This is a genomic window from Rosenbergiella metrosideri (assembly GCF_022602565.1).
Lineage (GTDB): Bacteria > Pseudomonadota > Gammaproteobacteria > Enterobacterales > Enterobacteriaceae > Rosenbergiella > Rosenbergiella metrosideri.
Map to the genome: position 1 here is coordinate 60,625 of NZ_JALBCV010000002.1, position 22,135 is coordinate 82,759.

The following is a 22,135-nucleotide window of genomic DNA, read 5'->3' on the forward strand; positions in this document are numbered from 1 at the left end:
CATCCGTAGCTCAGCTGGATAGAGTACTCGGCTACGAACCGAGCGGTCGGAGGTTCGAATCCTCCCGGATGCACCATTCGCTTTTCTTCCCTAAATGCATAATCTTTATTAAATAATTCAATTGTTCTGCGCTAAAATAGCTTTTTACTGTCATAGCATCTAAGGTTTACTCATGTCCGCGACAACTTGCCGACAATCGGCTAGAGTATTGTCTGACTAATGATTGAATTAAAAAGACTTTCACCATGGGAGGTGTCAGTGTTACCTGACGTTACTAACGCGTTACGCTGGCTACAACAACAGCCACAGCTCTTAACCGGGATTGGACGAGGCATTGAGCGGGAATCGCTGCGTGTTCGGGCTGATGGCTCATTATCAGAACAAGGCCATCCTAAAGCGCTTGGATCAGCACTGACCCACGATTGGATAATTACTGATTTTGCCGAATCATTAATGGAATTTGTTACACCTGTCGATCGCGATATCCCTCATCTACTGACCTTTTTGCGTGACTTGCATAGACATGTGGTGAAGAGTATTGGTGACGAGCGATTATGGCCGTTTAGTATTCCAGGCACCATCACTGATACGGAAACTATTGCCTTAGCCAATTACGGCTCCTCAAACCTCGGCAAAATAAAGCACATCTACCGCCAAGGTCTTAAACACCGCTACGGCTCGTTGATGCAGGTCATCTCCGGTATTCATTATAATTTCTCCTTACCCGTTGCTTTCTGGGAAGCGAGAGCGCTTGCCGACAATGACACTCGACCTGTACAAGCAATCGCTTCTGAAGGCTATCTTCGCCTTATTCGTAACTACTACCGTTTCGGCTGGATAATCCCCTACCTGTTTGGCGCTTCACCAGCGGTTTGCGAAAGCTTTTTGGGGGATAATCCTGTATTGAACACCATGGAGAGCGATGGACAAGGGTCTCGTTGGTTCCCTTATGCAACATCGCTACGGCTTAGCGACTTGGGGTATACCAATAAATCGCAAAGCGGATTGGAAATCTCTTTTAACTCTTTAGAGGAGTACGTGGCCGGTCTGAAAAAAGCGATAGCCACGCCTTCAGAATCTTACGAGAAAATGGGATTATTCGATGATCAGCAGCGTCGTATTCAACTGAATACTAATGTCTTACAGATTGAGAACGAACTCTACGCGCCTATCCGTCCTAAACGTGTCATTCGTCGTGGTGAAGCCCCTTCGGATGCATTGAAGCGTGGGGGGATTGAGTATATTGAAGTGCGTTCATTGGATATCAATCCTTTCTCTGCCACCGGCATCAGCGAAGAGCAGGTACGTTTTCTCGATCTATTCCTGATCTGGTGTGCCTTGATTGATTCACCTGAGATGGATCAAGCTCAGCTTAGCTTTGTTAGGGGCAATTGGAACACTGTTATTTTAGAAGGGCGTAAACCAGGCCTCAAACTAAAAGCAGAGTGTGGACAGCAGGACTTCTCGCTGCAAGAGGCTGGATTAGCCCTATTTGATGGATTAGCCTCGATTGCGAAGATTCTGGATCAGGGAACAGAGACGGCTTATCAGACGACTTGCCAGACATTACGTGGCATGATTACCGATCCTGAGACGACTTATTCAGGTAAGATATTAAGTGTTATTAAGCAAGAAGGGTTTATTGGTAGTGGGATAACCTTGGCAGAGAATTACCGTCAAGCATTACTACAGGAACCTTTGGAAATCCTCAACGACGATATTTTTGCCGAAAAGGCCGCTGAGTCGATTATTGAGCAGCAGAATATTGAAGCGAGCGATACGCTCTCATTCGAGGAATATCTTGCTTCTCGCAAGGGATAGGCGATTAGCAGACAAGAAAAAGGCCACTTCATTGTGGCCGAATAACATCTTAGTTGTCAGGATGATGATAACAATTGCGCGTCTTTCATAGATTAAGACGTCGTGTGATGTGAAAAGTTCATCAAATCGAAAATTTTTTTAGCGAGGTGAAATATGCCGTTATTGGATAGCTTTACAGTAGACCACACCCGTATGGCTGCGCCTGCAGTGCGTGTGGCCAAGACCATGAATACCCCACATGGCGATACCATCACCGTATTCGACCTCCGTTTCTGTATTCCTAATAAAGAAGTGATGCCTGAGCGCGGTATCCATACCTTAGAACACCTGTTTGCCGGCTTTATGCGTAACCATTTAAACGGTGACGGTGTAGAAATCATCGATATTTCGCCTATGGGGTGCCGTACAGGCTTCTATATGAGCCTTATCGGTACGCCAGCGGAGCAACGCGTGGCCACGGCATGGAAAGCGGCGATGGAAGACGTATTGAAAGTTCAGGACCAAAAGAAAATTCCTGAGTTGAACGAATACCAATGCGGGACGTACGAAATGCACTCCCTCAGCGAAGCGCAAGATATTGCGCGTCATATTATTTCGCACGATGTACGCGTCAACCAGAATGCAGAGTTGGCACTTCCTGCTGAAACGCTTAAAGAGCTCGAAATTTAGTCCTTCATCGTCATTGAGCGTTTCATAAGCCGCACCGGTAATAACCGAGTTGCGGCTTTTTTTTGATATTCATCACAAATGATAGGATTGATTTAATTGTCTATTGTGGTGAGATTAAAAAGTATGTTTTATAGACAGTGACGTGCAAGGAATGCACAGTTCGTTGGTGTCGAGTACACCTATGAAGCGCAAGGATGCCCGCTGAACGACAATTTACCTGCCTGTATTCTCTTATCCGCCTATTCTGTGGTGTGATGATTATTTATCTGATGAGTTCATGCTCTGTCGCACAATCAGCCGAAGTACGCTGCGCAGAGATAACCTTCAGTCTAAGTCAGCGAGCCTCTTTTGAACGGCAAGCGTTCGATGCTAGGCTGACTTTGCGTAACGCCAGTCCTCTACCACTGACCAACGTTAAGGTAGAATTACGTTTCTTGGATAGCCAGTTGAATCCGGTGCAAGCGTCTAAAGAGAGTGTACCAAGTCAGGCGCGATTTTTTTATCAGTTGCTTGCCCCTAATATCGCCCCCTCTACGGTCGCGGCTCAAGGCGCTGAAACGCAGCACTGGCAAATTATTCCGACTGGCGGGGCAGCAATAGATGTCAGTACCCGTTACTACTTAGCAGCGAAGGTCAGCTATACCCAAAGCGAGCGTAATGAGGCGTTTGACGTCAAGACCGTTGCAATTATCGTAAAACCCCTCCCTGAACTTATCGTCGATTATTTCCTACCTAGCGAGGTCTACAGCGATGATCCTTTCACAAGACCTACCGGCAGTTGTTGAAGATACCGCAGGACGTAGAGACGTTCGTCAATATAATGCCCTCGGAGCGCTGACTCGCTACAGTTATCAGCCAAATGGCGAGCTTACCACCGTCACCACATCACTAGGACGACAGTTGAGCTTCAAACAAGATGCCTTTGGCAACGTGGTGAGTGAAAGTCGTCCTTCGGGCAACCGATATCAGTATCAGTACGAGCTCGCTGGACAGCTTACTGCACAACGGGATGAGCTGGGTAATCGAATCGCCTATCGCTAGGACGCTGCAGGGCAATTGACTGAAAAACCGCTATGGTAAGCCGATATAAGTCCCGCGGTAACACTTAACACAGTTAAGGTTGCTTGGTTAATCGCCGACAACAACGGTACGCCACTGCTATCTGCCGGATAATGATTACAATCCGTTATTAAGCCCGCAACGCTTGGCAAATGCGATGACTTATGCGGTGGGAATTGGCATAACGCATAAAGGGATTAGTTTAGGGGTTAAGGCATGGAAGTTATCCTTTAGTAAAATAAGACTTATAATTAAATCAGCTAAATTACCCTATAAAAATATTACCACCGTCGGGCATGCTTTATCGAAGCATTCAGGACGGTATCCTGAGACCTGGGGTAAAATGCATGGGCCTATTCAACTTTAAGATGCTCAGGGAATGACGCATCTAAGAGATATTATCCGTGCACCGGGATATTTTAAGAGAATTAAAACGCAGAAAGGGGTTTTATTTATAGAGAAAAGACTACCCGATGGGCGTGGGGTCAGGTTGAATATGGATGGCACTTTCAATATTTTTATAGATTAAGGAATGAAGTATGAATTATTATTTTAAGGTGTAGATAAAACCGATCTTTTTCCAATGTTAGAGTTCATTTTATCTAAAACAAAGAGCCATAGTGAGTTTACAACAATGGGCTTCCCTGTTGACGTTTATCATGAGAAAACAGATAAGGAAGCAGTGGAATTCATAACTAGACTTGAAGGTGGGTGCATATTTATAAAGCGATTAACTGATTTGAGAGTTAGCGATACATCAACAATAATTAATCTAGCATTAAGGATGGTTAAATATCAGGATTTATTCGATATTGATATGGTTTTTAATTACTCTGATATTAGTATTGGTTTGTATTGCTCAGAAAATGAGCGTGTTGAGTGGTTAATGTATAATCTTCAGGGCTTCTCCTATAACATATCAAAAAGGTTTAATTTTAATTTATATTGTGTGGGGGGGGAGCCAACTTATGATGAAGAAATGCGTTATTTTACTAATGAAAAAATCGGGCCTATGATGGCTAGATAACATTAAAAAGTACTCCCCTACGCTGGAGGTTTAACGCTTTTAAATTACTGCCGTTATTTCTAATAAATAAGCTTCTCCAGTAAAACCCTAGTTCTTTAGCACAAAATTATTAAAACTCTAGTCTTTATAGCTACTATTTTTTTAATTTTTTTTATTTTGATCAGTAAATCCTGTACTACACTTTTTGAGTGTTCGAAATAATCCCTTTAATAACGAGGACTCTCAAATGGTAACTAAAGCTCAAATCCTAGATCATGCAGAAGTAGTTGATAAGAATGGCGACTTTGTGGGCGTTGTCGACCATTTTGAAAGTGAAGACCAAATCAAGCTGGTTAAAAAAGCACCCAATGCAGACGGCAGCCACCACTTGATCCCGCTAGCATGGGTGACAAGCGTTGACGATAACAAAGTTATCTTGTCTAAAACGCTACAAGAAGTCGAACAAGAGTGGAAAGCAGTCTAAAGATATCTGCTACCCGCCTCGGCGGGTAGCACCCTTTCTAACAGCCAGTCAGCGGCTGATTTCCTAATGCTTGCGCCGCACAAATTAACGCTAAATGACTTAATCCCTGCGGAAGATTTCCTCGCCATTCTCCAGTACGAATATCAAACATCTCATTGAAGGTCTCGACATTGCCTCTGTCACACAGAGTCTTAAGAATCGTTTGCATATTTTGCTCGGCCAGAGCGTTTTCATCTAGCGCAGCGAGCGCCTCGACCATCCAAAATGAGCAGGCGACAAAAGTACTCTCCTCTTTCTCGACATGGCTGTAACGGTAGAGATGCGGTCCACCATGACCGAGCTCATCAATCATGGCGCGATAGGTTGCAAGCATACGCGATTTGTTAATGCGCTGACCGTATCGATAGACCAGGGTTAAGGCTGCATCCAATTCATCATTATCATCAGAATAGAATCGATAAGCCTGACGGGTTTCCGACCAGCAGTGCTGTTCCACCCATTGCGCGATACTGTCGCGCTCTGCTGCCCAGCGATCGCGCCATGTGGGCTCAAGGTGCCCCGCGTCGGCTAATTCCACTGCAGCATCTAAAGCGAGCCAGCACGCCATCTTAGAATGGGTGTAGTGCTGCAGGTCCGGTAGCTCCCACATACCAGAATCCTTTAATCGCCAGCGGTCAGCACATTGGTTGGCTAAACGACATAATAGCCGTGAAGTCTCTAAATCAAGAATATGGCCAGATTGTACGAATAACTGTCCGACCGCTAACATATCCCCATACATACTGAGTTGACGCTGGTCGCGAGCATTATTTCCTTTCCGTACAGGCTGCGAGTCTTGGTACCCTTGTAGCACTAAGTAGGTTTCAGCGGGAACCTCTCCTCCCTCCAAGGTGTAACAGGTAAGCAGTTCCTCACCGTGACGCATAATGGTTTTCGACAGCCAAGAGTAAGCAGCTTGGCAATCTTCCAGCGCACCTAAATAAACGAAAGATTTAATGATTAAGCAGGCATCGCGGATCCAAGCATAACGATAATCATAATTCTTCTCACCGCCGATACCTTCAGGGAGTGATGTCGTGGCGGCGGCGGCAAGCGCACCTGTCGGAGAAAACCAGAGAAACTTCAATGCGAGCGCGGAGCGGATGACATGCTGTGGGTAGCTCCCTTGATAACTCAAGTTTTCTACCCAGTTTTGCCACGCAAGATGACTGGTCTCGATACGCTTATCAATTGCGTCGATTGTCGGAACGGCTAAGGGTTCAGCATAAGAGACTAATAGGGCGCAGAGCGATGAGGAAGAGGGGTGGCTGGTTAACTGTGCGATGACCTGATTATTTTCACATGTCTTGATCTCAACATCATTGCTGCAGCGTAGCATCACCATCAAGTCACCGATATGGAAAATATTGCCTTGTGCGGTAGTGTCGAGCCAAGGTGAGCGAGTCTCCACTTGTGTGCCAAACCGAATGGTGAGTTGAAAATTGATATTGCCCTCTTTACCTTCGATTCTTCTGGCTAATTCATTCCAAGGGAGAGGGCCAGCTAAATTACTATTGATTGATTCGGTAAGTAACGCCCGGCCGGAGGCGGTAATAAACTCAGTTTCTAAAATATTACTGTTTTCGCGATAACGTCGCTGAACGCTATATTCTTCCGTAGGGGTCAGACTAAAGTAGCCACCAATATCGTTATCCAAAATACGGTCGAATAGGGCAGGGGAGTCCATATGCGGAACGCACCACCAGTCGATACCGCCATCGGGTGCAATCAATGCGACTGAACGGCCTTCGCCAATCGCGGCGTAATTACCAAGACCAACAGTGCCTTGTTGACGAACAGGGGAATGGTATTGACTATTCTTCAAGAGTTTCTCCTTGTGACGCGCGAACGAACTAAGTGAAATCTGATTTTCAGTAAGTTAATTAAGCATGGCACAGAAAGTCGTTTTGTCTTGAAAACCGCTGGGGAGTGCTCGATAAATAAAAAACGCGACGGGGCGTCGCGTTATGAGAAGGGAGATTAACTCTGTTTAAGAGGCTTGTTAGGGACCACTCGAACCTGCTTGACCATATTATCTTGCACATCAAGAATATCGATTGCAAAGGTGCCCAGTTTCACTTTAGTGTTCGTCTCTGGAATTTCTTCGAGGAACTCAAGCAGCATACCGTTAATCGTACGCGCACCATCTTCTGGCAGGTCCCAGTTAAAGGCTTTATTGATTTCACGGACATTAGCACTGCCATCAATCAGCACTGATCCATCGTTTTGTGGCATCACTTCTTCGGCTAAAGAAGGAGACATCGAGGTGGTAAAATCCCCTACAATCTCTTCTAATATATCTTCGATAGTCACTAAGCCCTTAATATCGCCGTACTCATCGATGACTAAACCAGTTTTTTTCTTATTTCGTTGGAACTTGACGAGCTGTTGGTTAAGGGCAGTCCCTTCAGGAATAAAATAGATTTCATCTGCCGCCCGCAATAAATTCTCTTTGGTGAACTCACGCTTATCGTTCATGGTACGCCAAGCTTCCCGCACACGTAGCATGCCGACGCAATCCTCAAGGGTATCGCGATAGAGCACTAAACGACCATGAGGTGAGTGAGTCAGCTGACGGCTTAATGTTTTCCAATCGTCGTTGACGTTTATCCCAACGATTTCGTTACGCGGGATCATAATATCGTCTACGGTCACCTTCTCTAGGTCTAACACGGAAAGCAACATATCTTGATTTCGGCGCGACATCAGATTACGCGACTCATACACAATGGTTCTTAGCTCTTCTTTACTCAAAGCCGAGCTCATCGATGTTGCGGTTTTAATCCCGACCAAGCGCATTAAAAAGCGGGTGATAGTATTTAATAACCAAACGATGGGTAACATGACTGTTTGAATCGGGCCGAGTAAAAGGCTACTTGGGTAGGCGACCTTTTCCGGATAGAGTGCGGCGATGGTTTTAGGTAAAACCTCAGCAAAAATTAAGACGACGAAGGTTAATACCCCGGTGGCAATGGCGACACCCGCATTACCGTACAGGCGCATCCCGACGATTGTCGCCAGTGAGGAGGCTAAAATATTGACTAAATTATTACCGATAAGCACTAGGCTTATCAGTAGGTCAGGGCGCTTCAGCAGTTTCTCAACACGTTTTGCTGCACGGTTTCCTTGCTTTGCATGATGCCGTAACTTATAGCGGTTAAGCGTCATCATGCCGGTTTCAGAACCGGCGAACCAAGCAGAAACTAAAACCATAACAACTAAAATAATAATCAACGACGTGGTCGAGACAGAGTCCACTGAAACAATCCTTAATGAGTGAGTAATTGCTGGAGTACGCGGCTACCGAAGTAAGCCATAGTGAGCAGAAAGGCGCCACTACAATTGAACCAGACGATACGACGTCCTCGCCAACCTTTTTGGTAGTGTCCCCAAAGTAAAATGAGATAAATAAACCAGGCTAAGAAAGAAAGGATAGCCTTATCCATGTTCTCAGCACTAAAAAAATTCTGTAAGTAAAAAATACCACTGGCCAAGACTAAGGTCAGTAAGGCGAATCCGACCAGGGTGATATGGAACATTTTACGTTCTAACACCATCAGTGGTGGCATTTCATGATTAAAAGAGAGCTTCTTATTCTTAAGCTGATAATCAATCCAGACCAGTTGCAGGGCATAGAGTGCCGCAATGATCAGCGTTGCATAGGCAAAAAGCGCTAACCCAATGTGCACTAAAATACCTGGAGTCGCTTCCAAATGGGTGAGAAACGCATTCGGTACAAAGGTTGCAAACGCAAGATTGATCAGGGCAAAGGTGTAGACAAAGGGCAGTAAGAGCCAGCCCCGATTACGCGAGGCGACAATGGTCATGACCGCGCAGATGATGAGGCTGATTACTGAGCCGATATTAAGTAGGCTAAAGTTTTGGCTGCTTTCGAGATTGAAGATCCGTTGCTCAATGGCGACTCCGTGGCAAATAAGCGCCACAATCGCAGAAAGCATCGCCATCATCCGCCAGCCATTACTGCGAGTCAGCAGGCTAGGTATGATTAGCGCAAGACTTAGGGAATAGGCGAATAACGCCACTATCGCAAACAAAGACATAGATGATGGATTCGTTTAAATATTGCCAGTAAACGTCCAGTATAACGTTACCTGCTGCCTGCGCCAAACGATCTCAGTACAATTGCAGAGATCTCTGTAACTTCATGCTATGATAGGCACAATATGTCTCACAGGCGGCTTCGCCAGCCTATATCTGAGTAGTGGATAATGTTTGATAACTTAACAGATCGATTGTCGCAAACACTGCGCAATATCAGCGGTCGCGGCAGGCTGACCGAAGAAAATATTAAAGAAACGTTGCGTGAAGTCCGTATGGCTTTACTAGAAGCCGATGTGGCGCTTCCGGTTGTACGCGAGTTTATCGCCCGGGTGAAAGAAAGTGCCGTCGGCCATGACGTAAATAAAAGCCTCACCCCGGGTCAAGAGTTCATCAAAATTGTTCGTGATGAATTAGTCGCGGCGATGGGCGCTGAAAATAATGCCTTGAATCTCGCGGCACAGCCTCCAGCGGTTATCCTAATGGCTGGCCTGCAAGGTGCGGGGAAAACCACCAGTGTCGGTAAGCTTGGTAAATTCCTGCGCGAAAAGCAGAAGAAAAAAGTATTAGTGGTCTCCGCCGACGTATACCGTCCAGCGGCGATTCGCCAGCTTGAAACGTTAGCCGAGCAAGTGAATATCGATTTCTTCCCTTCTGATGTCAGTCAGAAGCCTGTTGATATCGTTAACCAAGCACTGAAAGAAGCGAAGTTAAAATTCTATGATGTGCTAATCGTCGATACCGCAGGGCGTTTGCACGTCGACGAAGCGATGATGGACGAAATTAAAGATGTCCACGCCGCGCTTAACCCAGTCGAAACACTGTTTGTCGTCGATGCCATGACCGGGCAAGATGCGGCGAACACGGCAAAAGCGTTTAACGAAGCACTGCCGCTAACCGGCGTCGTACTAACCAAAGTTGATGGTGATGCGCGCGGTGGTGCGGCACTGTCAATTCGTCATATCACGGGTAAACCAATTAAATTCATGGGTGTCGGTGAAAAGACCGAAGCCCTAGACCCGTTCTATCCAGATCGTATTGCCTCGCGGATTTTAGGCATGGGCGACATGCTTTCTCTTATCGAAGATATTGAAAGCAAAGTTGACCACAAAGAAGCTGAAAAACTGGCGAAGAAGCTTAAGAGTGGCGATGGTTTCGATTTAGATGACTTCCTGCAGCAATTAAAGCAGATGCGTAACATGGGTGGACTGACTAGCCTGATGGGTAAATTGCCAGGTATGGGCCAGCTGCCAGATAACATGAAATCGCAAATGGACGATAAGGTGTTGGTCCGTATGGAAGCCATCATCAATTCCATGACGCGTCAAGAACGTGCTAAGCCTGAGATTATCAAGGGATCTCGTAAACGCCGTATTGCGACAGGCTGTGGGTTACAAGTTCAGGATGTGAATCGTCTGCTTAAGCAATTCGATGATATGCAGCGCATGATGAAGAAAATGAAGAAGGGTGGTATGGCCAAGATGATGCGTGGCATGAAAGGCATGATGCCACCTGGATTCCCTGGGCGTTAAGCCCAAAACGAAAAGACTCGAGCGATTTTACATTATCGGTTGCTTTTTACGCCAAAATAAGTAAAATTTTCGGGCTTTTATATTGCACCTGGGCCCCGTTCCTCGATGGGGCCCAGTTGTTTTATTAACTCAAGAGGATGTTATGGTAACAATTCGTTTAGCACGTCACGGCGCAAAAAAGCGTCCGTTCTACCAAGTGGTTGTCACTGATAGCCGCAATGCACGTAACGGTCGTTTTATCGAGCGTGTTGGTTTCTTCAACCCGGTTGCTTCTGGCCAGGCTGAAGGTCTGCGTCTTGATTTAGATCGCATTGAACACTGGGTTGGTCAGGGTGCAACTCTGTCTGATCGTGTGAATGCACTAGTTAAAGAAGCAAAAAAAGCAGCTTAATCTGTCACGGTGGTGAGCATGACCAAAACTAACTCCGCACAGCCTCCTGCTAACCCACTTATTTTGGGGAAGTTGGGTGCGCCCTACGGGATTCGCGGTTGGCTCAAAGTGTTTTCCTCCACCGAAAATGCTGAAAGTATTTTTGACTATCAACCTTGGTTTATTCAACATGCCGGTAAATGGCAGTTGATCGAACTGGAGAGTTGGCGTCATCACAATCAGGATCTGATCATCAAGGTCAAAGGTATTGATGATCGTGATGCAGCAGCCCAATTGACGAATGCCGAGATATCGGTTAACGCTGCTGACTTGCCTGCGTTGGATAATGGTGATTACTACTGGAAAGACCTAATGGGTTGCAAGGTGGTTAACCTCCAAGGCTACGAGATGGGGAAAGTCATTGATTTGATGGAAACCGGATCGAACGACGTTTTAGTCGTTAAGGCAAACCTGAAAGATGCTTTTGGTGCGAAGGAGCGGTTAATTCCGTTTCTTGATGAACAGGTTATCAGAAAAGTCGATCTCGACACTTCTACCATTGAAGTGGATTGGGATCCTGGTTTTTGATCTCCGGATATCACGGTAACTGAGCGACGAAATATGTGGATTGGTGTTATCACCCTGTTTCCTGAAATGTTTCGAGCGATTACCGAGTACGGGGTAACTGGCCGAGCGGTCAAAAATGGCCTGCTAAACATTCAATGCTGGAGTCCTCGTGATTTCGCGCATGACAAGCATCGCACCGTGGACGATCGTCCTTATGGTGGGGGGCCTGGAATGTTAATGATGGTTCAACCTTTACGGGATGCCATTCATGCAGCACGTGCCGCAGCGGGTGATAACGCGAAAGTGATTTATCTCTCGCCTCAAGGTCGCAAACTCGATCAACAAGGGGTTTGCGAATTAGCGACACAGCACAAATTAATTTTTGTCTGTGGCCGTTATGAAGGGATTGATGAGCGTGTAATCAATGCTGAAGTTGATGAAGAATGGTCAATTGGCGATTACGTGTTAAGTGGTGGGGAGCTCCCCGCTATGACGATGATTGACTCAGTCTCTCGGTTTATTCCTGGAGTCTTGGGCAAACAAGCGTCAGCAGATGAGGATTCTTTCTCTGAAGGTTTACTCGACTGCCCACATTATACCCGCCCTGAGGTGTTAGAAGGTGAAGAGGTCCCAGCAGTATTGCTGTCGGGAAATCACGCTGAGATAAAACGCTGGCGCATGAAACAGTCGCTAGGACGTACTTGGTTGAGAAGACCTGAACTTCTGGAAAACCTGGCTCTGACTGAAGAGCAAGTAAAATTGTTGAATACGTTCCGCAAGGAATATCAACAACAACATGATGATGAGGAAGTCTGACTTCCCTTAATATCAGTTTACCCAGGATAAGAGATACAATTATGAGCAACATTATTAAACAAATTGAACAAGAGCAGATGAAACAGGACGTACCTTCCTTCCGTCCAGGTGACAACGTGGAAGTGAAAGTATGGGTCGTTGAAGGTTCTAAAAAACGTCTGCAGGCATTCGAGGGCGTGGTTATCGCTATCCGTAACCGCGGTCTGCACTCTGCATTCACTGTTCGTAAGATTTCAAACGGCGAAGGTGTTGAGCGTGTTTTCCAAACTCACTCACCTGTTATTGACAGCATTACTGTCAAACGTCGTGGTGCTGTACGTCAAGCTAAACTGTACTACCTGCGTGAGCGTACTGGTAAGTCAGCTCGTATCAAAGAGCGTCTTAACTAAGGTCTCGCTAACGCGACATCGAAAAGTTAATAATGAACAAGGGGTTGGCCAGTGGCCAGCCCCTTTTTTATGGATAAAACATTCTTCTTACCAAAGCATTATCGAGGTCAATATCTTTTTTTAGCATAATCTTCTTAATAAAGGTGATTAAGTAAAACTGAAAACTTTCGCTACACTCCCTCTTCTGTTTAATGGCCTACACAGTTTCAGAACCTCAAGGAGATATTATGGGCGATCGTAAAACCCTCAGTACCGCACAGGGCGAGCATGTGCTCCACCCTCAGACGCTAATGACCAGTTATGGCTACGACCCCATGTTGTCGGAGGGAGCCGTCAAACCGCCGATATTTTTATCCTCGACCTTTATCTTTCGTACTGCAGAAGAAGGAAAAGCATTTTTTAACGTCACCAGTGGTCGTACACCTGCACCGGAGGGGCAAAGAGAAGGCCTGGTCTATTCACGCTTCAATCATCCCAATAGTGAGATTGTCGAAGACCGTTTAGCGTTATATGAAGGGGCTGAGCGGGGAGTGCTGTTCTCTTCAGGGATGTCAGCCATCACCACAGTCTTGATGGCGCTGTGTCAACCAGGGGAGACTATTTTAACGTCTCAACCCTTATACGGGGGGACTGAAACGTTATTTAATAAGACGCTATCACGTTTTGGTATTCAACCTTATCCCCTCCAAGACACTAGCGATCTTTCCGTATTACGACAGGATGCTAATCAAGCCACGCAGCGGGGCCCAATTACCGCAATTTTTGTCGAAACGCCCGCCAATCCCACTAATGCTATGACAGATATCAGCTTACTTGCTCAATTAGCCGATGAGCTGGAGCAGCAACAGGGAACTAGACCTTTTATTATCTGTGATAACACATTATTAGGGCCTATTTTCCAGAAACCTTTGACGTTAGGGGCCGATATTACCGTCTATTCATTGACTAAATATGTCGGTGGCCACTCTGATCTCGTGGCAGGGGCCGCACTGGGGAGTCACACGCTCATTACAAAGATTAAACAGATGCGTAGCGCCATTGGGACACAGTTAGATCCCCACACCAGTTGGATGTTAGGGCGTTCTTTAGAAACATTACAGTTACGTATGGAGAAAGCGGCAGATAATGCGCAGCATGTCGCTCGTTATCTTCAGCAGCATGCGAAAATATCAGCCGTTACCTATCCACCTCTTTTCACACCAGGAAGCCAATTAAGCGCGCTTTACGATAAACAGTGTACCGGCGGAGGGTCTACCTTTTCGTTTGAGGTAGGGCAGAATGAAGTTGAAGCTTTTCGTTTCCTTAATGCACTGAAAATATTCAAATTAGCAGTAAGTTTAGGCGGAACGGAGTCACTTATCAGCCATCCTGCGTCAACGACTCACTCAGGGGTAGCCAAAGCTGTTCGTGAAAAATTTTCCATCTTTGATACCACCATCCGTATCTCGATAGGAATAGAGTATGCTGACGATTTGATTGCCGATTTAAGGCAGGCGCTTGAGACGTTATGAGTTGTGCGACCTATCAAATAAGTCATAAAAACTTAACTATTCGTTTGCTAATATTTGATCTGAATCAATTTACATAAAGGGTAAAGGCGTAGAGTAGCGGTGGATTGTTAATCACTTTTACTGAGAGGTACGAGATGAAAGCCGCTATAGTCACTCATGATCATCGAGTCAGTGTTGAAGACAAACATCTAAGGCCCTTAGAGCATGGTGAAGCATTGCTCACTATGGAATGCTGTGGTGTGTGCCATACCGATTTACACGTCAAAAATGGCGATTTTGGCGATAAAACGGGAGTCGTACTTGGTCATGAAGGGATTGGTATTGTGAGCCAACTGGGGCCTGGCGTAACCGCATTAAAGCTCGGCGATCGCGCTAGTGTGGCTTGGTTCTATCAAGGCTGTGGACATTGTGAATACTGTAATTCAGGGAGGGAAACGCTGTGTCGTTCGGTGAAAAATGCCGGATATAGCGTTGACGGTGGAATGGCTGAGCAATGTATTGTCCACGCCGATTATGCGGTCAAAGTGCCAGAAGGGCTGGACTCCGCGGCGGCCAGCAGTATTTCCTGTGCGGGGGTTACCACCTATAAAGGGCTTAAGGTCAGTGATATTCGTCCAGGTGAGTGGGTAGCAATTTTCGGCCTAGGGGGACTGGGCAATCTTGCTTTGCAGTATGCTAAAAACGTGTTTAATGCCAAAGTTATTGCGGTGGATATTAACGAGCAACAATTGGCTTTGGCCTCCTCGTTGGGGGCGGATGTCGTGATTAATTCACGCGATCACGATGCGGCGGCAATAATTCAAGAGAAATGCGGCGGTGCTCATGCCGCACTAGTGACCGCCGTAGCGAAGTCTGCCTTTCAGTCAGCGGTCTTTAGCGTTAGAGCTGGGGCGAAAGTGGTCGCGATTGGCTTACCCCCAGAATCGATGGCGCTCGATATTCCACGTTTAGTCTTAGATGGAATACAAGTTGTCGGCTCATTAGTGGGAACGCGCACCGATTTGGCGGAAGCCTTTCAGTTTGCGGCAGAAGGCAAAGTCACGCCGAAAGTGACACTACGCCCGATTGAAGCGATCAACACAATTTTTGACGAAATGCACGCTGGTAAGATTTCAGGCCGCGTGGTGATCGACTTTAAAAATAATACCTCTTCTCGATGAGGTTGAAGATTCGCTAATCACTTCTATACTGAATGAAACATACTTTGACTAGGAGTGGTTATGACGATTCTGAAAAGTGGTTCAGCGCATTGGGAAGGTCCAATCAAAGAAGGTAAAGGCACAGTTAGCACCGAAAGTGGTGCGCTTAGCGAACAACCTTACGGATTTAATACCCGCTTTGAAGGTAAGACCGGTACCAATCCTGAAGAATTACTCGGCGGTGCCCACGCTGCATGTTTCTCCATGGCACTGTCCCTGATGCTTGGTAATGCAGGGCACACCCCGAAAAGTATTGATACCACGGCGACAGTCTCGCTAGATAAAGCTGGAGAAGGCTTCAAAATTACTAAAGTTGCACTAAAGAGCAACGTGGAGCTACCGGGCATTGATGAAAAAGAGTTCGACAAAATCATCAATCAAGCCAAAGAGGGGTGCCCAGTATCACAGCTGTTCGATGCTGAAATTACTCTCGACTATACGCTTAACGCCTAATACTGTCAGTGACGCTTCGGCGTCACTCTTCTTCTCGACCCTGCAACTTAACCTCCCTCAATCGTGCTACCGTCGCTGTAGTTGATGCCGACGTCTTGGGCCGCTTCACCACTTTACTCGGATCCGCTGAGATATAATCTAATGTCGGTGAACAATAGAAGGGTAGCCAGCCGCCGTAACTGTTTTCCCACTCCCAGTGAACAGGGCAGGGCCATAATAGTCCCTCTTCGAGTAAATAATAAACCCAATGACCCGTAGGTCGACGTGGGCGACGAGCCACAGCTCTCATGTTAGGGGTATCCGTGCGTTGTAACGAATCATCAACCATGATTAATCGGGATGGTCTCGGTGGACTTCGCCACACAGTAACACAACATTTGGTCTTACCTTGTGAACGCGGGCTTCCATTTGTTGACACATTGCGAGAGTTGGGTAAATAGTTTCTGTTACAGGTAAGGCATCGCAAGCATCATTTCCACAAGCGCTCACCAGTAATACAAATCCTATTAGCATGCCTGACTCCTGTGTGGGTTTAGAGAAGGCCCATTGTCATTTAATGAGATTATCTAATTTTCAGTGCCACTATTCTGCCAGAAAAGCGTCAACTGAGTTACACTATCCTTGCCATTACGTTTAAGAAAATAAGGTTAATTATGTCGGAATTACCCCCACGTCCTTCGGATAATGAAAATATCGCTCATCCAGACAAGCATCCTAAACAAGCCGCCCTACAACTGGTAGTCGAATTAGTACGAGCAGGTAAGTTAAGTCCCCTGCAAGGCGATGCCAGTAATATGTTGTCGATTTACGAGCAGTTCAAAAAACACTTTGAACAGGATCGTCATAATTAATCTTCTACTCGGGAGTAGAAGGCGATCTTACCTGCAAGCTCCCGATTGATAGAGTGTTCTATGAGGCTTTTATGAAACGTTTCACGCTATTGCCCTCTATACTATTGTGCTCGCTACTCTCTGCTTGCAGCCATTCCGACCAAGCCGCGCGTCCGCAGTATCTGCCGGATGACGATATGTGTAGCGCCTCTCAATTTCAGAATTATGTCGGAAAGCCGCTGACGGCAGTTGATAATTTACAACTCGAACAACCTGTCAGAGCGATACCTGCTTATGCATCAGTCACAATGGACTTTGTCCTACGTAGAATAAATTTTCTTGCCGATGATAAGGGCATTATCACCCGAGTGTATTGCGGTTGATTCGTTAAGAGTGCAAGCGTTTAATCAACTGAGTGTAGGGGTTAAGTAAAGCTCGGTTATTAAGTATTAACCCCATTCAGTTGCAGATTTTTCTGGTTGGTTCTCGAGATAGAATTCAATCTCTGAGAAAAAGAAGGATGTGCAGATGAAAACATTAATTAAAATTGTATCGGTGCTGGCACTCACCGCAAGCTTAAGCGGCTGCATTTTACCCCCTTGGGGTGGCCCAGGTGGTGGCGGCGGTGGCGGTGGTGGCGGCCCAGGTGGTCCTCATTTTGGCTATAGCCAATCACGTTAATTAACAAATAGTTTCTTCGAACCTTCATAAATTCGGTGTATTCTGTTAAATAATTCTACAGAGTATCTGTGAATTACACTATTGACTCATAAGGAGAAGTAGAATGAAACAGATGTTAATGACGCTTGCCTTAGCAACGACTTTAGTCGCAGGTTATGCTTCAGCAGCTGAAAAAACCGCTCAGCAACAAAAGATGACGGTATGTAATCAGCAGGCGAGCTCACAAAGCTTAAAAGGCGATAGCCGCAAGAGCTTTATGAGTAATTGTTTGAAGAAAGACAGTAAAGCGTCTGGCTTAACTGCCCAGCAGCAAAAAATGAAGACTTGTAATGCTACCGCTAAAGATAAGAAATTAGCCGGTACAGAGCGTAAGTCATTTATGAGTAGCTGCCTGAAGAAATCTTAAAATTTAATCACCCAATATCGGGTATACCGTATTGGGTGATTCTTTCTAACAATACTTGCCTAAGCTGCGCTTCAAGGCCCTGAACCTCTTACTGTTCCTACGCTACTTCTTGCTTAAGGCATCCGACTTTGCGATACACGCTTGCATGGCTTGCATAATCGACGAACGAAAGCCGGTCTCTTCCAGCATGGCCACGGCTTCAATAGTGGTACCGCCGGGTGAGCACACATTATCTTTCAATTCGCCAGGATGTTTACCGCTCTCTAACACCATTTCTGCCGAACCTTTCACTGCTTGTGCAGCAAATTGGTAAGCTTTTGCACGAGGCATGCCCGCTAAGACTGCAGCATCTGCCATGGCTTCAATTAAGATATAAATATACGCAGGGGCTGAACCACTGACACCGACTACTGCATGGATCAGGCTTTCACTGACGACTTCGGCTTTACCGAATTGGCTAAAGAGTGTTACCACCGTATCAGTCTCTTGTTCCGTGACATGACTGTTAGGGGTGATAGAGCTCATGCCTTCTCCCACCAGACAAGGCGTGTTCGGCATGACACGGATAATTTTTTGCGCTTCTGGCAGCGCTGAAGCTAAAGCATCTAACGTCACACCTGCCGCGACCGAAACGATCACTGTTTCTTTACGCAGATCAGCGGAGAGCTTATCAAGTATTGCCAGCAAGGCATTGGGCTTCACGGCAGCAATCAGGTAGTCCGCTTTTTCGGCGAGTTGATTCGCGCTATCCATTGCGGTCACGCCAAATTGGTCGTGAAGATCACTATTCGTTTTAGGTTTACGGTCAAAGACGAGAATATTTTCAGCGGGTATGGCCTTACTTTTGATTAAGCCGCTAATCATTGCGCTGGCCATATTGCCACATCCTAGAAAGCCTATCTTTACGTTTTTCATATCGCTGTTAAACCTTATCTATGACAAATCCACGAGAAGTTATTACTATACACAATTATCTTTCACCATAAGTATAGATGGAGAATAAACATGATATGGGTTGATGCCGATGCCTGCCCGGTGGTCATTAAGGAAGTGCTCTACCGCGCAGCGGAAAGAACCCAGACGATAGTGACGTTCGTCGCGAATCAGTCTTTACGCGTTCCCTCGTCAGACTATCTCCGCACGCTGCGGGTTGCAGCGGGATTTGATGTAGCTGATAACGAAATTGTAAAGCGTGTGGGGCCGGGTGAGTTGGTGATCACCAGTGACATTCCGCTGGCAGCAGAAGTGTTGGAGAAGGGGGGAGAGGCGCTTAATCCGCGTGGCGAACGTTATTCCCGTGAAACAATCAAACAACGCTTAGTGATGCGTGACTTTATGGAAACGCTGCGTTCCAGCGGCATACCCTCTGGTGGGCCCGCAGCGTTGAGTCAAAAAGATCGTCAGCTATTTGCTAACGAACTTGATAAGTGGTTCCGAGCGCGATAAGCCTTAATGTGACGCTTATAGGAAGCTGTCGTCGTCGTCGCCAAAGCTGCTATCACCAAAGAAACTGCTGTTATCGTCGTTCTGTGGTGACTCCCAGGCATTATTGAAATCACTGGTATCTGCTTGTTGATTGAAAGTATCTAGATTCGAATCGTAATTCGGTTGTTCGAGCGGTGGCTCATTGATGATATTGACGATCTCTTCAGGCTGAGAATGGTGGAACATGCTCGTTAGCATATCCGCCATTACCACTCCTCCAGCAACCCCTACTGCGGTTTGTAACGCGCCGCCTAAGAAGCCAGTACCACGCGCCGCAGGCTGTTGCGGGGCACTATTATAACCTTGTTGTGGGGCGGTATTTTGTGCATTGCCACCCCAACCGCTGTTTTGTTGTGGCGCGTTTTGCGGACGGCTGTTCCCACCGCCAAATAGGCCGGAAAGGAAACCACCACTACTTTGTTTAGGCTGCTCAGCGGCCTGACGCTCAAGTTGCGCCACCCGATCATTCAGTTTCTTCAATGCAGCCTCTTGGATAATAATGGCTTGAGCCATGTAATAAGGGGCATCGGGTTGGGACTGTAAATGCTGTTTAATCCGCTGTTCCGCGCCGCTATCACGCGCGCTGGATTGCGTTTCTGCCTGTTGCAGGCGACCAAACAGGTCATCGATGAGTTTTTGTTCTTCAGTTTGCATCAGAAACCTCTCTTTTCTTATAAGCAACAAGATACCTTGGCACTCCTGCGATAGGCTGGAACGCTCTACTTAGCTGATGATATGGGGTTAGTTACTGCAAAGGGAAGGGTTTAGCCGTAAATAAATATGTTTTCTTAGCCTAAGCGGGATAGCCGTCTACTCGTAATCCAGTTATGATGCCTACAGATCACTTACTATGGAGACGTCCGCCAGGCGGCGGTAGAGGATGTTCTGATTATGTCATTTCCGGTATACCTAATCGGTGCCCGAGGCTGTGGAAAAACGACAGTAGGTAAATTACTTGCTCGTCAACTCAGCTATCATTTTTGCGATACAGATCAACAGCTACAACAACAACTCGCCCAAAGTATCGCAGACTATGTCGCACAGCACGGTTGGGACACTTTTCGCCAACAAGAACATCATGCACTGCTTACTGTGACGTCAGAGAATACAGTCGTCGCCACGGGCGGAGGGATTATTCTCCGTGAGGATAATCGTCGACATATGCGTGAGGCCGGAACGGTGATTTGGTTAAGTGTCGAACACCACGTACTGGTTAATCGGCTGACTGCCGATCCCGAAATAGGGCAACGTCCAACCCTGACAGGCAGGCCGATTACAGAAGAGCTTTATGACGTTCTTCAACAACGACTTCCGCTCTATCAGCAGGCGGCTCATCACACGATCGATGCCAATCAACCGCCGGAAAAAGTCGTGATAGATATTTTAACGGCGTTAAGTCGGGACTCATTAACGGCCTAATGTCTCGCACTCCCTGAAGGTCACTCATCACTCACCCTTATTTCTAAAAAGGAAATAGTATGCTTAAAGCGAACGAGTATTTTGAAGGTAAAGTAAGATCGATTGGATTTGCAAATAGCCTTGCCGGCGAAGCCAGCGTGGGGGTTATGGCGACGGGTGAATACACGTTCGGCACAGCAAAAGCCGAAGAGATGACGGTGATCAGTGGGGCATTGAAAGTCTTATTACCGGGTGAAACTGAGTGGCAGTGGTTCGAAGCGGGTACCACCTTTAATATCCCGGCGCACAGCGAATTTCACCTACAGGTTGCGGAGCCTACGGCTTACCTTTGCCGCTATCTGTAATGGGAAACAGGCTGCCGTTTTCAGGCAGCCACCTTGGAACAATTAGTGTTCTGACTCACCACCAAGACTCTCAGTAAGCGAATCGATAAAGGCCGCTAATTCACCGGTCATCAGCACAAAATCTGCATCAAACCGTAAATCGGCTTCTTCACGGCTAATATCATCATTTTGCTCACGAAGGGTATCGCTAAACTTAATTCGTTTGATCGATGCATCGTCATTGAGTAAGCACTGTACGCGCTCTTGCCAATCAATACCCAGTTTAGTAACACGTTTACCCGACTCAATATGGTGCGCGATCTCGTCACAGACTAACTCTTGTTTTTTACAGCGAATCACGCCGCCTTCTTCCAAGGTCGCTTTCAACTCGGCCTCGTCCAGCAGTGTAAACCCAGTACTTGGCGTGCCAGAACGTACCCATTCAGTAAGCGTAATTTCCACGGGGGTTTGAAGCGTTAGCGGAACGACCGGTAAAGAGCCGAGGCTTTTGCGTAATAAGGCCAACACATCTTCGGCTTTTTTAGCACTCCCGCTATCGACGATAACGCGCTGATGTTGCACATCGATCCAAATCCATGTCTGACTATAGCGGCTAAAGGCACGCGGCAGCAGACTATGAATAACTTCATCTTTCAGAGAGTCTTTTTCCGTCTTCTTTAACCGGCGCTGTTGCTCTGTTTCAAGCTTCAATACTTTGGCTTCAAGCGCTTGCTTGATCACGGTCGCCGGTAGCATTTTTTCTTCTTTGCGAGCACAAAGCAGAAGCTGGCCTTGGCTAGCATGAACCAAGGTCTTCCCCTGCGGACCAAGGGGGGATACCCAACCCATAGCCAGTTTATCTTGGCTTCCACAAGGCGTGAATTGGCTGGACGCTAATTGCGTTTCGATCTCTTCAGCAACTAGAGGGATCTCTCGGGTTAATCGGTAGACCATCATATTTTTAAACCATAACATTTGCTTTCCTCTGTTTGCTTTTCGCTGCGCGTATCATACTGA

General features: G+C 46.5%; 29 protein-coding genes. 21 read left to right on the forward strand and 8 right to left on the reverse strand.

The window, feature by feature from the left end; translation table 11 throughout:
- Positions 1-219 precede the first annotated feature (219 nt).
- The 6 genes from gshA (at position 220) to MKR94_RS02740 (ending at position 5,039) form a co-directional block, all read left to right on the forward strand.
- The gene (gene gshA / locus MKR94_RS02715) at positions 220-1,821 is read left to right on the forward strand and encodes a glutamate--cysteine ligase (protein ID WP_241645358.1); all 1,602 of its coding nucleotides are present in this window, start codon (positions 220-222) and stop codon (positions 1,819-1,821) included.
- A gap of 153 nt (positions 1,822-1,974) precedes the next feature.
- A complete protein-coding gene (gene luxS, locus MKR94_RS02720; RefSeq protein WP_048912538.1) occupies positions 1,975-2,490 on the forward strand; it encodes an S-ribosylhomocysteine lyase in 516 nt (171 codons plus the stop codon).
- A gap of 194 nt (positions 2,491-2,684) precedes the next feature.
- Positions 2,685-3,275 carry a COG1361 family protein gene (locus MKR94_RS02725; protein ID WP_241645359.1) on the forward strand — a complete coding sequence of 197 codons (591 nt, stop codon included), beginning with the start codon at positions 2,685-2,687 and terminating at the stop codon, positions 3,273-3,275.
- Complete coding sequence (locus MKR94_RS02730; RefSeq protein WP_241645360.1) at positions 3,241-3,531, forward strand: hypothetical protein; 291 nt, start codon at positions 3,241-3,243, stop codon at positions 3,529-3,531. The genes MKR94_RS02725 and MKR94_RS02730 overlap by 35 nt, the downstream gene beginning before the upstream one ends.
- A 601-nt stretch (positions 3,532-4,132) precedes the next feature.
- Complete coding sequence (locus MKR94_RS02735) at positions 4,133-4,576, forward strand: hypothetical protein (protein WP_241645361.1); 444 nt, start codon at positions 4,133-4,135, stop codon at positions 4,574-4,576.
- A 226-nt stretch (positions 4,577-4,802) separates the two neighbouring features.
- On the forward strand, positions 4,803-5,039 hold the full coding sequence (locus MKR94_RS02740; RefSeq protein WP_048912534.1) for a DUF2171 domain-containing protein: 237 nt from the start codon (positions 4,803-4,805) through the stop codon (positions 5,037-5,039).
- Positions 5,040-5,076: 37 nt separating this feature from the next.
- On the opposite strand, the gene MKR94_RS02745 is transcribed toward MKR94_RS02740, so the two are convergent.
- The 3 genes from MKR94_RS02745 to MKR94_RS02755 form a co-directional block, all read right to left on the reverse strand.
- A complete protein-coding gene (locus MKR94_RS02745) occupies positions 5,077-6,903 on the reverse strand; it encodes a glycoside hydrolase family 15 protein (RefSeq protein WP_241645362.1) in 1,827 nt (608 codons plus the stop codon).
- 155 nt (positions 6,904-7,058) lie between these two features.
- Complete coding sequence (locus MKR94_RS02750) at positions 7,059-8,336, reverse strand: HlyC/CorC family transporter (protein ID WP_241645363.1); 1,278 nt, start codon at positions 8,334-8,336, stop codon at positions 7,059-7,061.
- Positions 8,337-8,347: 11 nt separating this feature from the next.
- Positions 8,348-9,139, reverse strand: a complete 792-nt coding sequence (locus MKR94_RS02755) for a cytochrome C assembly family protein (protein WP_241645364.1) — start codon at positions 9,137-9,139, stop codon at positions 8,348-8,350.
- A 168-nt stretch (positions 9,140-9,307) separates the two neighbouring features.
- On the opposite strand from MKR94_RS02755, the gene ffh reads away from it, so the two are divergent.
- The 8 genes from ffh to MKR94_RS02795 all read left to right on the forward strand — a co-directional run bounded on the left by ffh (position 9,308) and on the right by MKR94_RS02795 (position 15,974).
- Positions 9,308-10,669 carry a signal recognition particle protein gene (ffh, locus tag MKR94_RS02760; protein WP_048912530.1) on the forward strand — a complete coding sequence of 454 codons (1,362 nt, stop codon included), beginning with the start codon at positions 9,308-9,310 and terminating at the stop codon, positions 10,667-10,669.
- Between the two features lie 142 nt (positions 10,670-10,811).
- Positions 10,812-11,060, forward strand: a complete 249-nt coding sequence (gene rpsP / locus MKR94_RS02765) for a 30S ribosomal protein S16 (protein WP_048912529.1) — start codon at positions 10,812-10,814, stop codon at positions 11,058-11,060.
- 18 nt (positions 11,061-11,078) lie between these two features.
- Positions 11,079-11,627: a ribosome maturation factor RimM gene (gene rimM, locus MKR94_RS02770; RefSeq protein ID WP_048912528.1), complete on the forward strand. Its 549-nt coding sequence runs from the start codon at positions 11,079-11,081 to the stop codon at positions 11,625-11,627.
- Between the two features lie 33 nt (positions 11,628-11,660).
- Positions 11,661-12,422 (forward strand): tRNA (guanosine(37)-N1)-methyltransferase TrmD, encoded by a 762-nt coding sequence (gene trmD / locus MKR94_RS02775; protein WP_241645365.1) that lies wholly within the window; start codon positions 11,661-11,663, stop codon positions 12,420-12,422.
- Between the two features lie 41 nt (positions 12,423-12,463).
- Entirely contained in the window at positions 12,464-12,811 is a 348-nt protein-coding gene (rplS, locus tag MKR94_RS02780; RefSeq protein WP_048912526.1) for a 50S ribosomal protein L19, read from the forward strand.
- A gap of 227 nt (positions 12,812-13,038) precedes the next feature.
- The gene (locus MKR94_RS02785; RefSeq protein WP_241645366.1) at positions 13,039-14,322 is read left to right on the forward strand and encodes a cystathionine gamma-synthase family protein; all 1,284 of its coding nucleotides are present in this window, start codon (positions 13,039-13,041) and stop codon (positions 14,320-14,322) included.
- Between the two features lie 134 nt (positions 14,323-14,456).
- A complete protein-coding gene (gene adhP, locus MKR94_RS02790; protein ID WP_241645367.1) occupies positions 14,457-15,482 on the forward strand; it encodes an alcohol dehydrogenase AdhP in 1,026 nt (341 codons plus the stop codon).
- A 60-nt stretch (positions 15,483-15,542) separates the two neighbouring features.
- Positions 15,543-15,974, forward strand: a complete 432-nt coding sequence (locus tag MKR94_RS02795) for an OsmC family protein (protein WP_241645368.1) — start codon at positions 15,543-15,545, stop codon at positions 15,972-15,974.
- Positions 15,975-15,996: 22 nt separating this feature from the next.
- On the opposite strand, the gene MKR94_RS02800 is transcribed toward MKR94_RS02795, so the two are convergent.
- Positions 15,997-16,263: a hypothetical protein gene (locus MKR94_RS02800; RefSeq protein ID WP_241645369.1), complete on the reverse strand. Its 267-nt coding sequence runs from the start codon at positions 16,261-16,263 to the stop codon at positions 15,997-15,999.
- A 41-nt stretch (positions 16,264-16,304) separates the two neighbouring features.
- Positions 16,305-16,487: a hypothetical protein gene (locus MKR94_RS02805; protein ID WP_092675674.1), complete on the reverse strand. Its 183-nt coding sequence runs from the start codon at positions 16,485-16,487 to the stop codon at positions 16,305-16,307.
- Between the two features lie 140 nt (positions 16,488-16,627).
- On the opposite strand from MKR94_RS02805, the gene MKR94_RS02810 reads away from it, so the two are divergent.
- The 4 genes from MKR94_RS02810 (at position 16,628) to MKR94_RS02825 (ending at position 17,891) form a co-directional block, all read left to right on the forward strand.
- Entirely contained in the window at positions 16,628-16,825 is a 198-nt protein-coding gene (locus tag MKR94_RS02810) for a hypothetical protein (protein ID WP_241645370.1), read from the forward strand.
- Between the two features lie 71 nt (positions 16,826-16,896).
- On the forward strand, positions 16,897-17,187 hold the full coding sequence (locus MKR94_RS02815) for an I78 family peptidase inhibitor (RefSeq protein WP_241645371.1): 291 nt from the start codon (positions 16,897-16,899) through the stop codon (positions 17,185-17,187).
- Between the two features lie 145 nt (positions 17,188-17,332).
- A complete protein-coding gene (locus MKR94_RS02820) occupies positions 17,333-17,485 on the forward strand; it encodes a hypothetical protein (RefSeq protein ID WP_168174406.1) in 153 nt (50 codons plus the stop codon).
- Positions 17,486-17,588: 103 nt separating this feature from the next.
- Positions 17,589-17,891 carry a PsiF family protein gene (locus MKR94_RS02825; RefSeq protein WP_048911639.1) on the forward strand — a complete coding sequence of 101 codons (303 nt, stop codon included), beginning with the start codon at positions 17,589-17,591 and terminating at the stop codon, positions 17,889-17,891.
- Positions 17,892-17,993: 102 nt separating this feature from the next.
- On the opposite strand, the gene proC is transcribed toward MKR94_RS02825, so the two are convergent.
- Positions 17,994-18,806, reverse strand: coding sequence for a pyrroline-5-carboxylate reductase (proC, locus tag MKR94_RS02830; protein WP_241645372.1), 813 nt, complete (start codon positions 18,804-18,806; stop codon positions 17,994-17,996).
- 90 nt (positions 18,807-18,896) lie between these two features.
- Between proC and MKR94_RS02835 the strand changes: the two genes are divergently transcribed.
- Complete coding sequence (locus MKR94_RS02835) at positions 18,897-19,337, forward strand: YaiI/YqxD family protein (protein WP_241595330.1); 441 nt, start codon at positions 18,897-18,899, stop codon at positions 19,335-19,337.
- A gap of 15 nt (positions 19,338-19,352) precedes the next feature.
- Here the strand turns inward: MKR94_RS02835 and MKR94_RS02840 are convergent, their stop codons facing one another.
- Complete coding sequence (locus MKR94_RS02840; RefSeq protein WP_241645373.1) at positions 19,353-20,030, reverse strand: DUF2076 domain-containing protein; 678 nt, start codon at positions 20,028-20,030, stop codon at positions 19,353-19,355.
- Positions 20,031-20,267: 237 nt separating this feature from the next.
- Between MKR94_RS02840 and aroL the strand changes: the two genes are divergently transcribed.
- Together aroL and ppnP are read left to right on the forward strand one after the other, a co-directional pair.
- Positions 20,268-20,795 carry a shikimate kinase AroL gene (gene aroL, locus MKR94_RS02845; protein WP_241645374.1) on the forward strand — a complete coding sequence of 176 codons (528 nt, stop codon included), beginning with the start codon at positions 20,268-20,270 and terminating at the stop codon, positions 20,793-20,795.
- A gap of 59 nt (positions 20,796-20,854) precedes the next feature.
- On the forward strand, positions 20,855-21,139 hold the full coding sequence (ppnP, locus tag MKR94_RS02850) for a pyrimidine/purine nucleoside phosphorylase (protein WP_241645375.1): 285 nt from the start codon (positions 20,855-20,857) through the stop codon (positions 21,137-21,139).
- A gap of 42 nt (positions 21,140-21,181) precedes the next feature.
- On the opposite strand, the gene rdgC is transcribed toward ppnP, so the two are convergent.
- Positions 21,182-22,093 carry a recombination-associated protein RdgC gene (gene rdgC / locus MKR94_RS02855; protein ID WP_241645376.1) on the reverse strand — a complete coding sequence of 304 codons (912 nt, stop codon included), beginning with the start codon at positions 22,091-22,093 and terminating at the stop codon, positions 21,182-21,184.
- Positions 22,094-22,135: the final 42 nt, after the last annotated feature.

What these genes read in the sequence shown, in the direction of transcription:
- rplS (WP_048912526.1), top strand. Translation starts at nt 12,464, where the DNA reads ATGAGCAACATTATTAAACAAATTGAACAAGAGCAGATGAAACAGGAC.
- MKR94_RS02825 (WP_048911639.1), top strand. Translation starts at nt 17,589, where the DNA reads ATGAAACAGATGTTAATGACGCTTGCCTTAGCAACGACTTTAGTCGCA.
- ffh (WP_048912530.1), top strand. Translation starts at nt 9,308, where the DNA reads ATGTTTGATAACTTAACAGATCGATTGTCGCAAACACTGCGCAATATC.
- rpsP (WP_048912529.1), top strand. Translation starts at nt 10,812, where the DNA reads ATGGTAACAATTCGTTTAGCACGTCACGGCGCAAAAAAGCGTCCGTTC.
- rimM (WP_048912528.1), top strand. Translation starts at nt 11,079, where the DNA reads ATGACCAAAACTAACTCCGCACAGCCTCCTGCTAACCCACTTATTTTG.
- MKR94_RS02835 (WP_241595330.1), top strand. Translation starts at nt 18,897, where the DNA reads ATGATATGGGTTGATGCCGATGCCTGCCCGGTGGTCATTAAGGAAGTG.
- MKR94_RS02730 (WP_241645360.1), top strand. Translation starts at nt 3,241, where the DNA reads ATGATCCTTTCACAAGACCTACCGGCAGTTGTTGAAGATACCGCAGGA.
- proC (WP_241645372.1), bottom strand. Translation starts at nt 18,806, where the DNA reads ATGAAAAACGTAAAGATAGGCTTTCTAGGATGTGGCAATATGGCCAGC.
- rdgC (WP_241645376.1), bottom strand. Translation starts at nt 22,093, where the DNA reads ATGTTATGGTTTAAAAATATGATGGTCTACCGATTAACCCGAGAGATC.
- trmD (WP_241645365.1), top strand. Translation starts at nt 11,661, where the DNA reads ATGTGGATTGGTGTTATCACCCTGTTTCCTGAAATGTTTCGAGCGATT.
- aroL (WP_241645374.1), top strand. Translation starts at nt 20,268, where the DNA reads ATGTCATTTCCGGTATACCTAATCGGTGCCCGAGGCTGTGGAAAAACG.
- MKR94_RS02840 (WP_241645373.1), bottom strand. Translation starts at nt 20,030, where the DNA reads ATGCAAACTGAAGAACAAAAACTCATCGATGACCTGTTTGGTCGCCTG.
- MKR94_RS02815 (WP_241645371.1), top strand. Translation starts at nt 16,897, where the DNA reads ATGAAACGTTTCACGCTATTGCCCTCTATACTATTGTGCTCGCTACTC.
- MKR94_RS02740 (WP_048912534.1), top strand. Translation starts at nt 4,803, where the DNA reads ATGGTAACTAAAGCTCAAATCCTAGATCATGCAGAAGTAGTTGATAAG.
- MKR94_RS02820 (WP_168174406.1), top strand. Translation starts at nt 17,333, where the DNA reads ATGAAAACATTAATTAAAATTGTATCGGTGCTGGCACTCACCGCAAGC.
- adhP (WP_241645367.1), top strand. Translation starts at nt 14,457, where the DNA reads ATGAAAGCCGCTATAGTCACTCATGATCATCGAGTCAGTGTTGAAGAC.
- ppnP (WP_241645375.1), top strand. Translation starts at nt 20,855, where the DNA reads ATGCTTAAAGCGAACGAGTATTTTGAAGGTAAAGTAAGATCGATTGGA.
- MKR94_RS02785 (WP_241645366.1), top strand. Translation starts at nt 13,039, where the DNA reads ATGGGCGATCGTAAAACCCTCAGTACCGCACAGGGCGAGCATGTGCTC.
- luxS (WP_048912538.1), top strand. Translation starts at nt 1,975, where the DNA reads ATGCCGTTATTGGATAGCTTTACAGTAGACCACACCCGTATGGCTGCG.
- MKR94_RS02795 (WP_241645368.1), top strand. Translation starts at nt 15,543, where the DNA reads ATGACGATTCTGAAAAGTGGTTCAGCGCATTGGGAAGGTCCAATCAAA.
- MKR94_RS02805 (WP_092675674.1), bottom strand. Translation starts at nt 16,487, where the DNA reads ATGCTAATAGGATTTGTATTACTGGTGAGCGCTTGTGGAAATGATGCT.
- MKR94_RS02810 (WP_241645370.1), top strand. Translation starts at nt 16,628, where the DNA reads ATGTCGGAATTACCCCCACGTCCTTCGGATAATGAAAATATCGCTCAT.
- MKR94_RS02725 (WP_241645359.1), top strand. Translation starts at nt 2,685, where the DNA reads ATGCCCGCTGAACGACAATTTACCTGCCTGTATTCTCTTATCCGCCTA.
- MKR94_RS02735 (WP_241645361.1), top strand. Translation starts at nt 4,133, where the DNA reads ATGTTAGAGTTCATTTTATCTAAAACAAAGAGCCATAGTGAGTTTACA.
- gshA (WP_241645358.1), top strand. Translation starts at nt 220, where the DNA reads ATGATTGAATTAAAAAGACTTTCACCATGGGAGGTGTCAGTGTTACCT.
- MKR94_RS02800 (WP_241645369.1), bottom strand. Translation starts at nt 16,263, where the DNA reads ATGAGAGCTGTGGCTCGTCGCCCACGTCGACCTACGGGTCATTGGGTT.
- MKR94_RS02755 (WP_241645364.1), bottom strand. Translation starts at nt 9,139, where the DNA reads ATGTCTTTGTTTGCGATAGTGGCGTTATTCGCCTATTCCCTAAGTCTT.